A 16,878-nucleotide genomic window follows, 5' to 3' on the forward strand; every position below is an offset into this window, starting at 1 on the left:
TCGCGGCTTCGACCCAGCTTGGCCTTCCCCCGAAAAAAAGGCCACCCTCACGAGAGGGTGGCCACGGGGAGGTGCCTCTTAGAAGCTGAACCGCACGCCAGCCGCGTAGCGGGCAAAGCCCGGCGAGGCGAAGTAGACGTTGCGATCCGAGCGGCGATGTCCGCGCCGGTCTTCACCGGTCAGGTTGATGACTTCGCCGAAGACCGTCAGGCCCTTGGTGAACTCGTAGCTCGCGCTCGCGTCGACCTGACCATAGGCCTCGACATAGAAGGGGTTAGCCCCGGTGCCGGCCAGGAACTGGTCACGCCAGTTATAGGCGACACGCGCCTGGAACCCTCCCTTGTCATAGAACAGCACCGCGTTGGCGCTGTCGCTGAGGCCGGTCAGCGCGAACTGCGTCACGGTCGCCGGCTGGGTGTTGTCGAACGTCGCGTCGCCGCGGACGATCGTATAGTTCAGGATCGCGCCGAACCCGGTGTCCCAGAAGCTGTGCTGTACGGCGAATTCGAAGCCGTAGAGCTTGCCGGTCTGGTCGCTGTTGACCGGCGTGTTGACCTGGAAGTTGAGCAGCGGATCTTCGGGCAGCGCGAAGATCTGGCCGATCGGACATCCGCTCGGATCCGTACCCGTCTGCGTCGACGAACCCGGATAGTTCGCGAAGATATATCCGCGAATGCCACAAGTGGTGTTGGCCGCACCCGCTGCGACCGCAGCGTTGTAGCGCGGCCCGTTGGCCACCGTGCGCAACCCGAAGGCGCTCTGGTTCACACGATCCTGCGAGATGAAGTTCTCGACATTCTTGTGGAAGAAACCGGCCGAGATGTAGCTGTTGCGCCCGTAATACCACTCCGCCGACAGGTCGATATTCTTCGACTTGTAGGGAAGCAGGCCCGGGTTGCCGCGGCTGCCGGTTCCGAACCCGATGCGGAACTGAGCGTCCAGCGTCAGGCCGCCCTGAAGGCTGCCATAGTCGGCACGCGCGATCGTATGGCTGTACGATGCGCGCAGCTTGACGTTCTCGAGCGGCGAGATGTCGAAGTCGACCGCGGGCAGCCAGTTCTCGTACGAGCCCTTGAAGGTCGAGAAGTCCTGATCGCCCGAGTAGATGATGTAGAATTCGTTGGCCGCATTCCACGAGGTACCCGTCGGGATCGGCACCAGCGCCGCCGAATTGATGTCGGTATGCTCGTAGCGAAGGCCCGCGACGATGTGCCCGTCGTTCCCGAATGCGCCGAACTTGCCGCGGAACTGGAAGTAGGGCGAAACGGTCTTTTCGGTGATCCGGCGGTCGACGGTATAGTCGGCCAGGCAGGTGCCCGGTGCCGCGCTGCCGATCTGCGGATTGCTGCAGGTGCCGTACAGGCTTTCGATCAGGCCAACCATCCGCTCGAAATCGAACGTGTAGAAGCTCGGGATGATGCTTCCCGCGCCATCCATGTTGCCGAACTTGTCGGGCAGGCTGACCAGGGTGAAGATATCGTCCGGAATGTCCGAAGCCGGGCCGGCGCCGCTCCAGGTCTCGTTCTGGATGAAGCCATAGGCCGACCGCACCTTGTTCTCGGTATAGGCCATGCCGAAATCGATGCCGTCGAGGAACCCGCCGTCATGATCGTAGCTACCGCGCAGCTGGATCTGGTTGATCTCGTCGCGGAAATAGGCGTTGCGGAAGGCGTTGCCGCCCGGGGTGATCAGCGACGCGTCGAGCGCGTCGATCCCCGGGTGCATCGTGTAGGAGATGGCGGGCAGCGTCGTATCGTAATTGATCGTCTGCGACGCCACGCCGAAGACCGCGTTGCCGACCGAGACGCTCGAACCGAAGTCGTTGGTCGGCTTCGACTCCGCGGTCGAATGATGCGCGTCGAGGACAACGGTCACGCCACCCGGCGCTTCCCAGGTCAGATTGCCGCCGAACGAATGGTTCTCGCTCTGGTTGGCAACGAGCGAGCCGCTGTACGAAAGGTCCTTTCGTTCGGCCGCGGTGAACGCTTCGGAATAGAAGATCGGGCCAGCGACCGGACCGTCGGTCCAGTTGCTCGACACGTTGTTGAAGTTGAACCAGATGCCGACGCTGTTGTTCCGCACCTCAACCTTGTTGCGCGAATAGGTGTAGTCGAGCGTCGCGGTCAGCGAATCGGTCGGACGGAATTGCAGGACGGCCTGCCCGTTGATGCGCTCGCGATCAATGTCGTTGAGGTTGTACGAGCCGTTCTGCGGAACTTCGTAGACGTCGTTGCCCTCGGGCCGGTTCTGCTGCGCGCCGTTGCGCGGCAGCGATCCCCAGTTGTTCTCCGAACCGAGATAGCCGTCGCGCCAGTCGGTGTTGTAGCTGTTGTTGCTCGCCTTGCGCCGCTGGTACGACCCGGCGATCATGATGCCGAAGCGATCGTCCATCGCGGTGGTGCTGAAGATGCCCGAAACTTCAGGCGTGATCTCGTCACCCTGATTGTATGAGCTGTCGAACACGCCCTTCACGGCGATGCTGCCGCGCATCCCCGGACGGTCGAGCGGACGCGGCGTCTTGATGTTGATCGACGAACCGATGCCGCCCGACGGAATCGATGCACGGCCGGTCTTGTACACCTCGACCGCAGCGATGCCTTCGGACGCGAGGTTGGCGAAATCGAACGAGCGCGAGGCCGGCGGGCTGGCGCCGTCACCAAGCGTCGACGTCGGCATCTGGCGCCCGTTGAGAGTCACCAGGTTGAATTCGGGACCGAAGCCGCGCACGGTGACCGTCGAGCCTTCGCCGTTCGAGCGGTCGATCGACACGCCGGTGATGCGCTGAAGCGATTCGGCAAGGTTGGTGTCGGGGAACTTGCCGATATCCTCGGCCGAGATCGCATCGACCACACCCTGCGAGTCGCGCTTGATGTTCATCGACGCCTCGAGGCTGGCGCGAATGCCGGTGATGACGATTTCCTCGCCGCCATCCGCCGGTGCCGGCGCTTCAGACTCCTGTGCAAATGCGGGCGCAGTTGCGATCGCCAGCGTCGAAACGCCGATCACCAGTCGCGAAAGCGCGCGCGCCTTAAGGTCACGCATCCCCAATCCTCCCCATTTAACGGCGCGCCATTCGCGCTCGCTTTGAGAACGTTCACTTGAACCCGTTGTACAACGTTGTCAAGCGCAGTCTGAAACGGCTATGAAAACGAATACCGACGCAAATCCGCTATTGTGAACGTTCTCAATATATGCTGTCTGCGTAAGCAAGGGGCACGGCGCATAGCGGCGTACGCGCCCGATTCAGGAGAGGAAACGCATGTCGAGGTTCATCGCCGCGCTCTTGTCGGCGGCCGCAATCGGCGCCGTCGCGACCGGTACCGGGATGGCGCAGCAGGCGCCAAAGGCCGCTGCAAAGTCGGCCCCCTCCGCACAGCAGGCGCGTGCCCGCGCCGAGGCGATCGTCGCCAAGCTCACGCTCGATGAGAAGATCATGCTCGTCCACGGGCTGTTCCCGCCGATGGCCGATGGCAAGACGCAGAACGCGTTGATTCCTTCGGCAGGACATATCGACGGCGTGCCGCGCGTCGGCATTCCGATCGTGCGCGAAAGCGATGCCTCGCTCGGCGTCGCCAACCAGGTCGAACAGCGCAAGGGCGATGTCGCCACCGCCCTGCCCTCCAGCCTCGCCACCGCCGCGACCTTCGATCCCGAGATTGCCCGCGCCGGCGGCGCGATGATCGGCAGCGAAGCGCGCGCCAAGCGCTTCAACGTCCTGCTCGCGGGCGGCGTCAACCTGACGCGCGACCCCTGGGGCGGGCGCAATTTCGAATATTTGGGCGAGGATCCGCTGCTCGCGGGCGAGCTGGCCGGCGCGCATATCGCAGGCGTCCAGTCGAACCGCATCGTCTCCACGATCAAGCATTTCGCGCTCAATGCGCAGGAGACTGGCCGCATGGTGCTCGACGCGCAGATCGGCGAGGCCGCGCTGCGCGAGAGCGACCTGCTCGCCTTCCAGATCGCGATCGAGAAGGGCAAGCCCGGATCGGTGATGGCAGCGTACAACAAGGTCAATGGCCATTGGGCGTCGGAGAATGATTTCCTGCTCAACCAGGTGCTCAAGCGCGACTGGAACTATCCCGGCTGGGTGATGAGCGACTGGGGCGGCGTGCACTCGACCGTGAAGGCCGCCAAGGCCGGACTCGACCAGCAATCGGGACAGGAACTCGACAAGGCGATGTTCTTCGCCGCGCCGCTCAAGGCAGCGGTCGAAAAGGGCGAGGTGCCGATGAAGCGCCTCGACGACATGGTCGCACGCTACCTCACCGGCCTCATCCTCACCGGCGCGTTCGACACGCCGATGCCCGCTGCCGCGCAGCGGATCGACTATGCCGCCAATGCGCAGGTCGCGCAGCGCGCCGCCGAGGCGGGGATCGTCCTGCTCAAGAATGACGGCGACCTCCTCCCGCTCGCCTCCACCGCGGAGAAGATTCTCGTCATCGGCGGCGGCGCGGATGTCGGCGTGATCTCGGGCGGCGGATCGAGCCAGGTGCGCTCGGTCGGTGGCGCGCCGATCGAGATTCCGCTTGCTTATGGCGGTTCGGCGTCGTTCGCGCGCATCACCTACCACGCTTCGTCCCCGCTCGCCGCGCTGCGCAAGGCGGCACCGGGCGCAAGGATCGAATTCACCGACGGCCGCAACATGAACGCGACGCTGGACGCCGCGGCCAAGGCCGACATCGCCATCGTCTTCGCGACGCAATGGGCGACCGAGGCGGACGACGTTCCCAATCTGCGCCTGCCCGATCATCAGGATGCGCTGATCGCCGCCGTGGCGAAGGTGCAGCCCAAGACCGTCGCAGTGCTCACCACCGGTGGCCCGGTGACGATGCCGTGGATCGAGGCGGTCCCCGCCGTGCTGCAGGCCTGGTACCCCGGCCAGCGCGGTGGCGAGGCGATCGCCAACATCCTGACCGGCAAGGTCAACCCCTCGGGCCGCCTGCCGATCACCTTCCCGGCAAGCGAGAGCCAGGCCCCGCGCCCGACCCCGGTCGGTCTCGACCTGCTCACCGGCCTCGCCCGCGACGCGGCGTCCAATCCCGCCGCCGGCGGCGATTTCAGCCTCAAGACCTTCCCGGTCAAATATCAGGAGGGCAGCGATGTCGGCTATCGCTGGTACGAGCGCCAGGGCAACAAGCCGCTCTTCGCCTTCGGCCACGGCCTCAGCTACACGAGCTTCGCCTATGCGCAGCCGCAGGTGAGCGGCGGCAAGAAACTGACCGTCAGCTTCACCGTGACCAATACCGGCAAGCGCGCAGGCGCGGACGTTCCCCAGCTCTATGTGATCCGCGAAGGATCGAACAAGCCGATGCGCCTTGCCGGGTTCCAGCGCGTGACGCTCAAGCCCGGCGAATCGCGCCGCGTGACGCTGACCGCCGAGCCGCGCATTCTTGCCGACTATGACACCAAACTCCCTGGCTGGCGCATCGCGGGCGGCACCTATCGCATCGCGATCGCCAAGGATGCGACGGATCGCAGCATGACGCTGACCACGACGCTCGACGCCGCGACGATGAAGCCCTAGCGTCCCGCCGACCGGCGGAGGACGCGTCGGCAAAGGCGGGGGGATGACGGCAAGCACCGGAGGCAGCGATGGCGGACGGCGCTCGACCGGGTTCATCCTGCTCGTGGCGCTCGCCAATGCGGGCGGCGTCATCGCCTTCCTGCCGCTGCTCAGCCTCTTGCTGCCGGTCAAGGTTGCGGAAATCGCGGGCGAGGACGCGCGGATCGGTCTGTTCACCGCCACCGTCATCGCCGGCGCGCTCACCGCCAGCGTCTCCAACATCGCGTTCGGCTGGGCGAGCGACCGTGCCCGCGTACGCGGCAACGGACGCCGTCCCTGGGCGGTGCTCGGCCTGATCCTGCTCGCCCTGTCCTTCGCGGCAGTCGCGCTCGCCAGCACCGCCACCGGCATCATCCTCGCGATCGTCCTGTTCCAGGTCGCGGTCAACGCGCTGCTCGCGCCGCTGTTCGCGATCATGGCGGACGAGGTGCCGGGGGAGCAGATGGGGATCGCCGGGGGGTTGATCGCGCTGGGCTCACCGCTCGCCTCCGCCGTAGCCGCGCTGATGATCGCACTCGGCATCGCCGGGGAGGGGCTGCAACTGGCCTTCGTGTTCGCGGCGGTGATGCTGTGCGTCCTCCCGCTGCTCCGCGCGCCCTCGCGCCGCACCGAGCCGACAATCGCTGCGCCCGTGCGCCTGCTCGGGCGCGATCTCGCCATCGCTTGGGCCTCGCGCCTGTTGGTGCAGGTCGCCGGCTGTGTGCTCGGCCTCTACCTTCTCTATTATTTCGCCTCGATCGAACCCGATGCGCCGACCTCGACCCATGTCGGACCGATCGGGCAGCTGATGACGATCGCCTATCTCATTCCTCTCCCCGTCGCGGTCCTGCTCGGGCGGTGGTCCGACCGGATCGGGCGACGCAAGCCGTTCCTGGTCACCGCCGCAATCATCGCCGCGCTCGGTCTCGCGGGCCTCGCCGTGGCACGCGAGTGGAATGCGGCAGCCATCACCTTCGCGCTCTATGCGCTCGGCTCGGCGGTGTTCCTGTCGATCCATTCGGGTTTCGCGATGCAGCTGCTGCCGAGCGCGCAGCATCGCGGCCGTGACCTCGGCTTGATCAACCTCACCAATACCCTGCCCGCATTGCTCGGGCCGCTGCTCACCTGGCTGCTCGCCACGCCACGCGATTTCGGGGCGGTGATGCTGGTGCTGGCGGCCCTGACGCTGTGCGGCGGCCTGCTCGTGCTCGGCATTCGCCAGCAGCGCTAGGGGGTTGCCGCGCCTTCCGGCACGCTGCACCCTCGACGCATGAGATGGATCGCCGCCGCCCTCGCCCTGCTCGCCGCCTTCCCCGCCGCGGCGCAGGATCGCCCGCCCTGCCGCGAGGTCGGCGACGCGCCGCACATCGTCATCGATCCCGCTGCCGCCGCGCAGCTCGCCCATATCGGCCTCGACCGCGCCGCGATCTTCGCCCGGATGCGCGAGACCTCGATCCCCGAAACGATGGGCTGCTGGGCGATGCCGGTCGGCAATTTCGACAGCCAGCTCGTCTCGGTCGGCATGGCGCAGCGCAATTACGGCACCGGCAGCCTCCAGCCCCAGCTGATCGCCTGGCGCGACGGGTTTCGCAGCCGCAGCCGCTTCCGCCGCGCGCTCAAGGCGATCGCGCCGACCTATGGCAAGCTGTTCTTCTCGAGGGACTGCCTGAAGATCCCGGTCGGCGACAAGTGCCGCACCGGCATCCTCGCCGCGCACCAACCGGACGGCAAGCTCAACCCGGTTGCGCTGGCCGAACTCACCCGGCTGTTCGAGAATGACGCGATGCTGCAGGTGCAGACGAACACCTATATCGACCTGCTGCTCGAAGTCCGCGCCGAGCTGTTCCGCCTGTGGCCCGCCGGCCCGATCACGCCGCGCAAGGTCAAATGGGCGATCGACACGCGCGTCCAGCAAAAGACGCTGCCCGGCGACGAGGACGTCGCGCGCCTGCGCCGCAAGCTCGGCAATGTCCCCAGCAGCGAGCGCGCTGCGAAGCTCAAGGCGATCCTCGTCTGGTATCAAGGGCTGAGCGAAGCGGTCGATCAGGACGGCGTCGGACGCGATTACGCCTGGAACATCCGGCAATGGACCTGCCTGATCGACGCCGGACAAATCGACGACGAGCAGTTCGAGCTGCTCCACCTCAGCTATCTGCGCAGCCGCACCGCCACCGGCAATTCGGGTCGCTGGCAGGCGCTGACCTTCTCCCGCCGTGCCAAGATCATCCTCGGCACCGGCAGTGTCAGCGGGGTCAGGGATGGCGGATGTCCCACCATGCAATCCTCCCCCGGAGGGGGAGGGGGACCGCCGAAGGCGGTGGAGGGGTAGCTCTCCACAGGTGACGCTGCCTGCCGAAACTACCCCTCCGTCGCCGCAAGCGGCGCCACCCCCCCCTCCCGGGGGGGGAAAGGCCCGTCAGAACCGCATTCGAACGCCCCCCGTCACGCTCCGTCCCTCGCCCGGATGAAAGATCGCGCTGGCGGCCGTCGCGGTGATCGCCGCCGACTGGTCCGACACATAATGTTTGTCGGTCAGGTTGCGGGCATCAACGAACAGCGTCACCCCGCCCAGCGAAATCCCGGCGCCGACGCCCAGCAGCGCATAGCCCGGCACGCGCATCGTGTTGCGGTAATCCGCCCAGGTTTCGCGCGGCCGCCAGTCGAGACTGGGCTCGACGAACAGGCCACCCCGCCCCTCATAGCGCAGGGCTGCGCGATACTGGTGCACCGGCGCAATCGGCAGCCGGTTGTCGCCGTACACCGGGTCACCGTGGAAGCGGAAATCCGACCAGCCATAGGTCTGGCGCAGTCGGAGCCTCCCGTCCGGCCCGTCGACCAACCACCAGTCGAGGCTGGCTTCGATCCCCTGATGCAGCGTCCGGTCGGCGTTGAAGATGGTCGAGGGAATGGTCGGCGAGGTCTGGAAGCTCAGCAGTTCGCCCCGCACCCACGCCCGATACGCGGTGACGTCCCACGCCACCGCTCCGCTGCGTCCGCGCGTCCCGATCTCCGCGGTCCACGCCCGCTGCGGATCGAGCGGTACGAAGACCGCCCCCAGCAGGTTGGTCTGCGCCAGCGCCCCGAAATGCGGCGGCTCGACCGATCGCGTGACATTGGCATAGACCTGCGCGTCGCCGGTCTCGTAGAGCAGCCCCACGCGCGGCGCGAACCACTCATAATCGCGCGACTCGCTCCGCCCGTTCAGCCGGTTGAGATAATCGCGCCCGGCATGGCCCCAGCTCGCGCCGCCGACCAGCGCCAGCCCGTCGCTCACAAATACCCGGCCCTCGGCGAACAGGTCCAGCGCATCGGCCTGCTGGCGCGCGTCGCCGATCCGTGGCCCCTGCGCGCTCGCCGCATTGACGAACAAATCCTGCTCGGTCCCGCCCTCGCGATAGAAGGCGCCGAAGAACAGGTCGGCCTTCATGCCGCCAAGCTCGCCCTCCCAGTCGAACCGGCCGAACGCGCCCTGCGTGTCGGTGTCCTGCAGGATGAAGATCCCGACCGGATGGTACAGGTCGGTCTGCGTCGCATAGACCCCGCCCTCGAACGTCAGCGCATCGGTCAGCCGCAGCCGCGTCTGGAGCGTGCCGCGAAACGTACCGAGGTTGCGCCGCTGGTTCTGCGATACCGCCGTCGCTCCCGGCGCGCGCGGATCGATCAGCGCCTGGTCCAGCGTCACCGTCCCCGGCACGCCCTGATAGAGATCGGCGGCATAGAGGATCGCGCGCACCTCATTGTCGTCGCCGAACGACCAGCCAAGGTTGAGCGTGCCGCGCACCTGCTCCTGATAGCTCTGCACGCGATAGCCGTCGGTGTGGAACGCATTGACCCCGGCGTAATAGTCGAACGCGCCCGATCGGCCCGCGAGCTGCGCGACGCCGCGGATCGTCTCGTCGCTGCCGCCCTCGACGCGGACAAGCACCGGCGACTGCGCGGTCTTGCCGTTCGGCGTCACAAAATTGATCGCCCCGCCGAGCTGTGCCCCGCCAAAACGCAGCGCGTTGCCACCCTTGTACACCTCGACGAAACGCGCGCCGAGCGGGTCGATTTTCTGGAAGTCCGAAAAGCCGTCGGCATCGGCGAACGGGACGCCATCCTGCGCCAGCAGCACTCCGCGCTGGTGGAAGCTCTGGTCGAGCCCCGACCCGCGGATCGACAGCCGCCCCTCCTCGCCATAGCGTTTCTGCGCGAGCACGCCGGGCACGTCGCGCAGGATGTCGGGAGTGCCGACCGCGAAGCGGTCCTCATAGGCTTCGGCGGCGACGACCGAGACCGATCCCGGCGTCCGCGCCAGCCGTGCGCGGGCCTCGGCGACGACGGCGGGGTCTTCGGGATTGGCCTTGGCGGTGACGATGATGACAGGGTCCTGCTCGCCGTCATCGGCAAGCGCGGGAGTCGCAAGACAAGTGGCCGCAAGCAGCGCGGCGGAATAGTGGATGTTCATGAAAGGCAATTCCTGATCGGCGCGGCCCAGCCGCGCGCGTGACCTTTGATCCCCGTTCTCCTGCGAAAGCAGGAGCCCAGGGCCACAAGCGAGACCGTCGCCACCCTAGGCTCCTGCTTTCGCAGGAGAACCAGGATTCAAGGACGGCTCTAAACTGTCAGGAAAGAGCGGGCGGACCGCGCAGGGGTGGCCACGCGTGCCGCGCGCGCGCGACACGCGGCAGCGCGAGCGCGAGGAAGCCCAGCGCCAGGATGAAGACCAGCGCCGCCGCGAGCAGCAGCGGGTCCGCGCCCGGCAACATCGGCATCGCCAGCCCGGCAAAGGCACAGGGCTGGCCGGCGGTGCGGGTCGCCCCGTCCTCCTTGGCCGGCATGCCGGGGACGTCGATCTCCATCTGCTGCTGACCCATGCCGGTGCAGACCATCACCAGGATCTTGCCCGACTGCGCGACCGGCATGAACCCGGCCGGAACCGCCAGCTTGACCGCCAGCGCGAGCAGCACCAACGCCGCCGCGATCCGCGGATGGGAAAGGATCAGCCCCCGAAGCACACCGCGCCGTTAGCGGCTGGAAAGCGCGCTGTCATCGGCTAAAGGGTGGGTCAAAATGACCCAGGGACAGGCAATGGTACCGATCAAGACCGACGACCTCATCGACAGCGTCGCCGACGCGCTTCAGTTCATCAGCTACTATCACCCGATGGACTATATCCGCGCGCTGGGCGTGGCGTATGAGGCCGAACAGTCCCCCGCGGCGAAGGACGCGATCGCCCAGATCCTGACCAACAGCCGCATGTGCGCCGAGGGGCATCGCCCGATCTGCCAGGACACCGGCATCGTCAACGTCTTCGTCAAATGGGGCATGGACTGCCGCCTCGACGACACCTCGCGATCGCTTCAGGATGTGGTCGATGAAGGCGTCCGCCGCGCCTATCTGAACCCCGAGAACAAGCTGCGCGCCTCGGTCCTCGCCGATCCCGCCTTCACCCGTCGCAACACCCGCGACAACACCCCCTGCGTGCTGCACGTCGACCTGGTTCCGGGCGACAAGGTGCATGTCGACGTTGCGGCCAAGGGCGGCGGCAGCGAGAACAAGTCCAAGTTCAAGATGATGAACCCCAGCGACTCGATCGTCGACTGGGTGCTGGAAATGCTGCCGCAGATGGGGGCCGGCTGGTGCCCGCCCGGCATGCTCGGCATCGGCATCGGCGGCACCGCGGAGCATTGCGTCCTCCTCGCCAAAAAGGCGCTGATGGAGCAGATCGACATGGCCAGCCTCAAGGCGCGCGGCCCGCAGACCGATCTCGAGGCGCTGCGCATCGAGATTTTCGACAAGGTCAACGCGCTCGGCATCGGCGCGCAGGGGCTGGGCGGCCTCGCGACCATCCTCGACGTCAAGATCATGGACGCCCCCTGCCACGCCGCGGGCAAGCCGGTGGCGATGATCCCCAATTGCGCCGCGACCCGCCACGCGCACTTTACCCTCGACGGATCGGGCCCCGCCTATCTCGAAGCGCCGAAGCTCGAAGAATGGCCGGACGTCGACTGGACGCCCGACAAAGCCGCGATCCGCGTCGACCTCGACACGTTGACTCCCGAAGTCGTGCAGAGCTGGAAACAGGGCGACCGCCTGCTGCTCAACGGCAAGATGCTCACCGGCCGCGACGCCGCGCACAAGCGCATCGCCGACATGCTCGCGGCGGGCGAGGAGTTGCCGGTCGAGTTCAAGGGCCGCGTCATCTATTATGTCGGTCCGGTCGATCCGGTGGGCGAGGAAGTGGTCGGCCCCGCCGGCCCCACCACGGCCACGCGCATGGACAAGTTCACGCGCATGATGCTCGACCAGGGACTGCTCGCGATGGTCGGCAAGGCCGAACGCGGCCCCGCCGCCACCGACGCAATCCGCGACGCGAAGAGCGCGTACCTGATGGCCGTCGGCGGCGCCGCCTACCTCGTCGCCCGCGCGATCAAGGGGTCGAAGGTCGTCGGGTTCGAAGACCTCGGCATGGAAGCGATCTACGAGTTCGAGGTGCAGGACTTCCCGGTAACGGTCGCGGTCGATGCGGAGGGCAACAACGTCCACCAGCTCGCCCCGCTCGTGTGGAAGGACAAGATCGCGAAGGAAGGGCTGCTGCAGGGGGCATGATCGCCTCGCCGATCTGGCTCCCCGCCACGCTCCTCGCCGCGCTGTTCCAGCCGTGGCGCACCGCGGTCCAGCGGCGGGTGAGCCGCGATCTTTCGATCAACGCAGCGGGGCTGGTCCGCTATCTCTACGGCCTCCCCGTCGCGCTGGTGATGGCGGCAGCCTGTCAATGGCTCATCGCCCCCGCCGTCTTCCCTGCGCTCGGCCCTTGGTTCCTCGTCTATTGCCTCGGCGGCGGGCTCGCGCAGATCGTCGCCACCAACCTCCTCCTGATGGCGTTCGACCAGCGCAACTTCGTCGTCGGCACCGCCTATTCGAAGACCGAGGCCGCCCAGAGCGCGCTCCTGTCGATCGTCCTGCTGGGTGAGCATCTCAATCTGCTCGGCTGGCTCGGCATCGCACTCGGCGTCGCCGGGGTGATGATCCTGTCCGCCGGCGGCAAGCGCATGACGCCGGGCGCGCTGCTCCGCGCGCTCGGCGAAGCCGGTGCGCGTTTCGGTATCGCCTCGGGCTTCTTCTTCGCGCTCACCGCCATCGCGATCCGCAGCGCGACGGTTCAGGTCGACACCCCCGATCCGATCCGCGCCGCGCTGATCGTGCTAGCCGTCACCGTCGCGCTCCAGACGGCGATGCAGGGTGCATTCCTCGTCTGGCGCGAACGCGATCAGGTCGCTTCCGTGCTGCGCAGCTGGCGCGTCTCGGGCCAGGTCGGTCTGCTCTCCGCGCTCGGCTCGGCCTGCTGGTTCACCGGCTTCGCCACCGCGCCCGTCGCGCTCGTCCGCGTGGTCGGCCAGATCGAGGTCGCCTTCACCATGGCATTCGGTCGTTTCTATCTCGGCGAACGCGTCTCGCGCAGCGAGGTTACGGGACTCGTACTGGTCACCGCCGGGGTCGTCGCCGCACTGGCGGGAACGCTGTAGAAACGCTACGAAGGCCATAGTTCGCGGGCTGGGGGAAAGCGACATGCGACAACCGATTTCGGAGGCACTCGCACCCGGCCTCTCCAGCCTCGTCTTCATCGCCATCCCGGTCGGCATTCTCATCGCCAAGGGATCGCTCGACTGGGTCGGCTGGTTCGCTCTCGCCTTCGGCACGCTCGGTCTGGTCGCCAGCGTCGCGCTGGTGATGGGCTGGACGATCGCTCCCCGGTCGCGCACCCGACGCAGCGCCCCGCGCGGTCAACGCATCAAGCCCGTCCACCACAAGGGCCCGCTTCCCGAGCTCTCCGTCAACAAACAGGTACAGGTTCGCCGCGTGGTCAAGGTGATGGCCCAGGCGGGCGTCTTCGCGACCACCCCGCCCGACCCCGCTTTGCTCTACGCGGGCGCAGCGGAAATGGGGTGGTCGATCCAGCCCGACGTCATCCTGCTCGCATTGCAAGAGGCCGACTATTACCATCCGGGCTTCGACCCCGCGCCGCACTTCGCCACCCTCGCTTTCCACGACATTCAGGTCGAAACCCCGGCTGAGCGCATCGAAGCGATGATCCGCGACCTCGAGCGGCTGTCCGTCGGCGCGCTCGTGATCGCCGACCTTCGAGTCGCGCAGGACATTGTCGACGCCGACGCGCGCACCGTCCGCACCAGCGCGACCCTGACGATCAACGGCATGCCTCTGTCCGTCACCGAGGATCATCATTTCAATTATTTCCCGCTCGGCCTCCACCGCGCCCTCGCCGCGCACATGCCGCCCGACCGCCGCTTCGCGTGGCTGTGGGTCGATCAGGGCGCGTTCGTCACCGCTCTGCCCCCCCGCGCGGTCGAGGCGATGAACGAGGCGCTCAAGCTCACGCCGAAAAGCCGCTGTTTCTGGGACTGGATCACCGACATCGACCCCCCCGCTCCGCTTCCATGAAGATCGACCTGGTCTCCCCGCACGCGCCGATCGCCTGCGCCACGCGGCTCAAGGATGCGGTCGATCCCGTGCTGCACTTCGCCTCGCCACGGCGGGTTACCGGCAACGGCACCGAGCATGAGATGGTGCTGTGGGTCCATCGCCCCAATTTCCGAAACGACTTCAAGACGATGCTTCGTGCGACGATGGAGCCGCATGCCGGGGGCACGCGCATCCGCGGACGCATCGGCGCGCCGCGCAGCGCGTCGGTGTTCATGGGCTGCTGGTTCACCTTCGTCCTGCTGTTCCTGCTGGTCGGGGTAATCATGGTCGCCGCCGGGGCGCAACCGATCGGCTTCGCGTTCGTGGGGGTCCCCGCCCTGATGCTGGTCATGGGCGGCATCATGCTCGTTGGCGGCCGCCGCAACGGGCGCGCGGATCGCGATGCGATCCTGGAGTTCCTGACCGCCACGATCGGCGCGCGGCCCTATCGCCCGCGCGACATCTGAGCGCCACCCGCGCCTATTTTCGCGGGCGGTTTTCCTTGATGTAGTTCAGCTCGGACTTGGCGCCGGCATGTCCCGGCTCGAATTTGAGCGATTGACGCAGCGCACGCTCGGCGCCGTCCCAGTCGCCTTGCTCGATCAGCACCCAGCCCAGCCCGCGCAGCCCGAGCGCACGGACGCGGGCCGATCGCTTCTTGTCGGTCGTGCTCTCGCCCGCCTCGATCGCGCGTTCATAGTTGGTCCGCGCCTTGTCGAGATCGCCGGTCGATCGGTATGCGAAGGCAAGCTCGGCGAGATACTGGCCGTTGCGCGGCGCCAGCGCGGTGAGCTTTTCGAGCGCGTCGATGCCTTCTGAAAATCGCTTGAGGTCAATCAGCAGATACGCCCGCAGGAACAATGCCTGACAGGTCGACCCGTCCATGATCGTCGACGACTGGTTCAACTTGTCTGCCATGGCCGCGTACATGAGCGCTTCGGGCATATCGACGGCACAGAAGACGCCACCCTTGGCGCGGGCCTCTTCGATCGAACGCTCGATTCCGGGGATGACGGCGTCGATCGTGCGCAGCGCGGCGTCGGGCTGCTTGGCGCCGATCTGCCCCATCGTGCTTGCCAGCGCGGCCTTGACCGGGTCGGCCTTCTCCTGGGCGTTAACGACCGGAGCTAGGACGAGCGCCAGCGGCAACAGAAAAAGGCGCATTGAATCCCCCAGACCCGTCGTTCGACCGAATGAATGCATGGCGGTCGACCCGGCGGCAAGGTGGTTCTGCCCTCGCTTCCGCCCCTTGGCCAGCGCGGAGCATGACGCCGTGGCATCCGCATCTCCGGTCACCGACCGGCGCGGATCGGATCCGCATAGCTTTGCCCGCACCAACGATCTCCTTCTTCCCCTGCGCCCCCATCCCCCCTAAACGCGCCGCCATGCGCCCCGACCTCGCCCATATCGACGCCTGGTTGTTCGATCTCGACAACACGCTCTATCCGGGCAGCACCGATCTGTTCGCGCAGATGAACCAGCGCATCGGTGCCTATGTCGCGCGGCTGCTGAACCTCGATGCCGAGGCCGCGCACCGCGTGCAGAAGGATTATTTCATCTCGCACGGCACCACGCTCGCCGGGCTGATGGCCGATCATGGCGTCGACCCGTACGAGTATCTCGCCGACGTCCATGACATCGAAATCGACGTGCTGGAGCACAACGCCCCGCTCGCCGCCGCGATCGCGAAGCTGCCGGGGCGCAAGCTCGTCTTCACCAACGCCGACGCGCCCTATGCCCAGAAAGTGCTCGACCGTCTCGGCATCCGTGAGCATTTCGAGGCGATCCACGACGTCCACGCCAGCGCCTACCACCCCAAGCCGCACCCGCACGCCTATGCCAGCGTGTGCGAGGCCTATCGCATCGACCCGGCCCGCGCGCTGTTCGTCGAGGACATGGCGCGCAACCTCGCGCCCGCCAAGGCGATCGGCATGACCACCGTCTGGGTCGACAATGGCTCCGAACAGGCGCCCGACGCGGATCGCAGCTTCATCGACCATATCACCCACGACATCTGCCACTGGCTCGAAACCATTCAGGAGCAAGCATGACCGACCTCGCCGCCACGATCGACGCCGCCTGGGAAGACCGCGCGAACATCTCGACCGCCACGACCGGCGCGGTGCGCGAGGCAGTGGTGGAGGCGCTGAACCTGCTCGACAGCGGTGACGCGCGCGTCGCCGAACCGGTGGATGGTGGCTGGCAGGTCAATCAGTGGCTGAAAAAGGCGGTCCTCCTCTCCTTCCGCCTCAACGACAATCAGGTAGAGCATGGCGGTTTCGACAAGGTACCGCTCAAGACCGCCGGCTGGGACGATGCCCGCTTCCGCGACGCCGGCTTCCGCCAGGTGCCGGGCAGCGTCGTGCGCCACGGCGCGCATATCGGCCGCAACGTCGTGCTGATGCCCAGCTTCGTGAACATCGGCGCATTCGTCGGTGAGGGCACGATGGTCGACACCTGGGCGACCGTCGGCAGCTGCGCGCAGATCGGCAAGAATGTTCACCTGTCGGGCGGCGTCGGCATCGGCGGCGTGCTCGAACCGCTTCAGGCCGATCCGGTGATCATCGGCGACGGCGCCTTCATCGGCGCGCGCGCCGAAGTCGCCGAGGGCGTCCGCGTCGGCGAGGGTGCGGTGCTGTCGATGGGCGTCTATCTCGGCGCCAGCACCAAGATCGTCGATCGCGCGACGGGTCACGTCTATCGCGGCGAAGTGCCGCCCTATGCCGTCGTCGTCCCCGGCACGCTACCCGGCAAGGACGGCGGCCCGGGCCTTTACTGCGCGGTGATCGTCAAGACCGTCGATGCGCAGACCCGCAGCAAGACCGGGATCAACGACCTGCTGCGCGACTAGAGTTGTAATCCTCCCCCGCCAG

At 66.9% G+C, this 16,878-nt stretch carries 13 protein-coding genes; 9 read left to right on the plus strand and 4 right to left on the minus strand.

Annotated elements, in window-relative coordinates; translation table 11 throughout:
• Positions 1 to 78 precede the first annotated feature (78 nt).
• A complete protein-coding gene (locus tag ABS767_RS00850) occupies positions 79 to 3,042 on the minus strand; it encodes a TonB-dependent receptor (protein ID WP_408076470.1) in 2,964 nt (987 codons plus the stop codon).
• Positions 3,043 to 3,259: 217 nt separating this feature from the next.
• Here ABS767_RS00850 and ABS767_RS00855 point away from each other — a divergent pair, with 217 nt between their 5' ends.
• Genes ABS767_RS00855 through ABS767_RS00865 form a run of 3 tightly spaced genes read left to right on the plus strand, consistent with a single transcriptional unit; the run spans position 3,260 to position 7,871 of the window.
• Entirely contained in the window at positions 3,260 to 5,524 is a 2,265-nt protein-coding gene (locus ABS767_RS00855) for a beta-glucosidase (RefSeq protein ID WP_408076471.1), read from the plus strand.
• Positions 5,525 to 5,567: 43 nt separating this feature from the next.
• A complete protein-coding gene (locus ABS767_RS00860; protein WP_408076472.1) occupies positions 5,568 to 6,773 on the plus strand; it encodes an MFS transporter in 1,206 nt (401 codons plus the stop codon).
• 39 nt (positions 6,774 to 6,812) lie between these two features.
• Complete coding sequence (locus tag ABS767_RS00865) at positions 6,813 to 7,871, plus strand: hypothetical protein (protein WP_408076473.1); 1,059 nt, start codon at positions 6,813 to 6,815, stop codon at positions 7,869 to 7,871.
• Between the two features lie 87 nt (positions 7,872 to 7,958).
• Here ABS767_RS00865 and ABS767_RS00870 read toward each other — a convergent pair whose 3' ends face one another.
• On the minus strand, positions 7,959 to 9,989 hold the full coding sequence (locus tag ABS767_RS00870) for a TonB-dependent receptor family protein (RefSeq protein WP_408076474.1): 2,031 nt from the start codon (positions 9,987 to 9,989) through the stop codon (positions 7,959 to 7,961).
• A gap of 157 nt (positions 9,990 to 10,146) precedes the next feature.
• The gene (locus ABS767_RS00875; protein WP_408076475.1) at positions 10,147 to 10,539 is read right to left on the minus strand and encodes a hypothetical protein; all 393 of its coding nucleotides are present in this window, start codon (positions 10,537 to 10,539) and stop codon (positions 10,147 to 10,149) included.
• Positions 10,540 to 10,612: 73 nt separating this feature from the next.
• On the opposite strand from ABS767_RS00875, the gene ABS767_RS00880 reads away from it, so the two are divergent.
• The 4 genes from ABS767_RS00880 to ABS767_RS00895 are packed head-to-tail and all read left to right on the plus strand — an operon-like array spanning position 10,613 to position 14,472.
• Positions 10,613 to 12,133, plus strand: coding sequence for a fumarate hydratase (locus ABS767_RS00880; RefSeq protein ID WP_408078629.1), 1,521 nt, complete (start codon positions 10,613 to 10,615; stop codon positions 12,131 to 12,133).
• The gene (locus ABS767_RS00885) at positions 12,130 to 13,050 is read left to right on the plus strand and encodes an EamA family transporter (protein WP_408076476.1); all 921 of its coding nucleotides are present in this window, start codon (positions 12,130 to 12,132) and stop codon (positions 13,048 to 13,050) included. Before ABS767_RS00880 ends, ABS767_RS00885 begins: the two co-directional genes overlap by 4 nt.
• 43 nt (positions 13,051 to 13,093) lie before the next feature.
• Complete coding sequence (locus ABS767_RS00890) at positions 13,094 to 13,984, plus strand: hypothetical protein (protein ID WP_408076477.1); 891 nt, start codon at positions 13,094 to 13,096, stop codon at positions 13,982 to 13,984.
• Positions 13,981 to 14,472, plus strand: a complete 492-nt coding sequence (locus tag ABS767_RS00895; RefSeq protein WP_408076478.1) for a hypothetical protein — start codon at positions 13,981 to 13,983, stop codon at positions 14,470 to 14,472. The genes ABS767_RS00890 and ABS767_RS00895 overlap by 4 nt, the downstream gene beginning before the upstream one ends.
• A 13-nt stretch (positions 14,473 to 14,485) precedes the next feature.
• On the opposite strand, the gene ABS767_RS00900 is transcribed toward ABS767_RS00895, so the two are convergent.
• Positions 14,486 to 15,169, minus strand: coding sequence for a tetratricopeptide repeat protein (locus ABS767_RS00900; protein ID WP_408076479.1), 684 nt, complete (start codon positions 15,167 to 15,169; stop codon positions 14,486 to 14,488).
• A gap of 221 nt (positions 15,170 to 15,390) precedes the next feature.
• On the opposite strand from ABS767_RS00900, the gene ABS767_RS00905 reads away from it, so the two are divergent.
• On the plus strand, positions 15,391 to 16,056 hold the full coding sequence (locus ABS767_RS00905) for a pyrimidine 5'-nucleotidase (RefSeq protein WP_408076480.1): 666 nt from the start codon (positions 15,391 to 15,393) through the stop codon (positions 16,054 to 16,056).
• Positions 16,053 to 16,856 carry a 2,3,4,5-tetrahydropyridine-2,6-dicarboxylate N-succinyltransferase gene (dapD, locus tag ABS767_RS00910; protein WP_408076481.1) on the plus strand — a complete coding sequence of 268 codons (804 nt, stop codon included), beginning with the start codon at positions 16,053 to 16,055 and terminating at the stop codon, positions 16,854 to 16,856. Before ABS767_RS00905 ends, dapD begins: the two co-directional genes overlap by 4 nt.
• The last annotated feature ends 22 nt before the right edge of the window (positions 16,857 to 16,878 follow it).

The organism is Sphingomonas plantiphila (genome assembly GCF_046000505.1).
GTDB classification, from domain to species: Bacteria; Pseudomonadota; Alphaproteobacteria; order Sphingomonadales; family Sphingomonadaceae; genus Sphingomonas; species Sphingomonas plantiphila.